Annotated in this window: 1 protein-coding gene; it reads right to left on the reverse strand. The window is 67.1% G+C overall.

The window, feature by feature from the left end:
- Window positions 1–12: 12 nt before the first annotated feature.
- A complete protein-coding gene (locus tag ONA70_RS36280) occupies window positions 13–1257 on the reverse strand; it encodes an IS256 family transposase (RefSeq protein ID WP_265010988.1) in 1245 nt (414 codons plus the stop codon).
- Window positions 1258–1375 lie beyond the last annotated feature (118 nt).

Genomic DNA, 1375 nt, shown 5'->3' on the forward strand with positions numbered 1-1375 from the left:
TCCGGTTTGATGTTATGCGGCGATCGGGGTGGGGTCGGGCTGGTCGGTGTTGTGTTGGTCGGTTTCGATTACGACCATGCGGGCTTTGGCGAGTAGTTCCAGGCCCATGTAGCGGCGGCCTTCGGTCCACTCGTCGGTCTGCTCGGCCAGGACCGCGCCGACGAGTCGGATGATCGCTGGCCGGTTCGGGAAGATGCCGACGACGTCGGTGCGGCGGCGGATCTCCTTGTTCAGCCGTTCCTGCGGGTTGTTCGACCAGATCTGGCGCCAGATCTCGCGGGGGAAGCCGGTGAAGGCGAGCAGGTCGTCGCGGGCGGTGTCGAGGTGCTCGGCGGCGGCGGGGAACTTCGCCTCGATCGTGGTCACGACCCGGTCGAACTGGGCTCGGACGGCGTCGGCGTCGGGCTGGTCGAAGATGGTGCGGACGAGAGTGGCGATCCACGGCTGCGCTGACTTCGGCACCTTCGTCAGCAGATTCCGCAGGTAGTGGGTCCTGCACCGCTGCCACGAGGCCCCCGGCAGAGCCGCCCCGATGGCCTGCACGAGTCCGGCGTGGGCATCGGAGATGACCAGACGCACCCCCGTCAGGCCGCGGGCGGTCAGCGACCGCAGGAACGCCAGCCAGCCGGCGCCGTCCTCATCCGAGGCCACGTCGAGGCCGAGGACTTCACGTTGACCGTCGGCGTTGACCCCGACCGCGATCAGAGCGTGGACGTTGACAGTGCGGCCATGCTCGCGGACCTTCATCGTCAACGCGTCCATCCACACGAACGTGTAATGGCCTGAGTCCAGGGGCCGGTTGCGGAACGCCTCGACCTGCGCGTCCAGGTGAGCAGCCATCTCCGAGACCTGCGACTTCGACAGCTGCCGGATCCCGAGCTGCTCAACCAGCTTCTCCACCCGGCGGGTGGACACCCCGAGCAGGTAACTCGTGGCCACCACGGAGACCAGGGCCTGCTCAGCCCGCCGGCGGTGCGTCAGCAGCCAGTCCGGAAAGTACGAGCCCTGCCGCAGCTTCGGGATCGCCAGGTCGATGGTGCCGGCGCGGGTGTCCCACTCTCTCGGCCGGTAGCCGTTACGAGAGTTGACCCGCTCGTCGCTGCGCTGCCCATATGCGGCGCCGCAGATCGCGTCTGCCTCGGCGGACATCAACCCCTGCGCGAACGTCTTGATCATCGCCTGCAGCACATCCGGCGACGCGCCCGCGATCTGCTCGCACAGCAGGTCAACAGGGTTCACACTCTCAGATGCGGCCATCGCGCATCACTCTCCTTCGTTCGACTTAGCCGTCTCGAAGGATCGCGCGGTGGCCGTCTCCTATCTACGCAACACGCCCATCACGGGCAAGTCGTACACCACTTCCGTGGACGCAACC

The sequence above is a fragment of the Micromonospora yasonensis genome (assembly GCF_026013475.1).
Classification (GTDB): Bacteria; Actinomycetota; Actinomycetes; order Mycobacteriales; family Micromonosporaceae; genus Micromonospora; species Micromonospora yasonensis.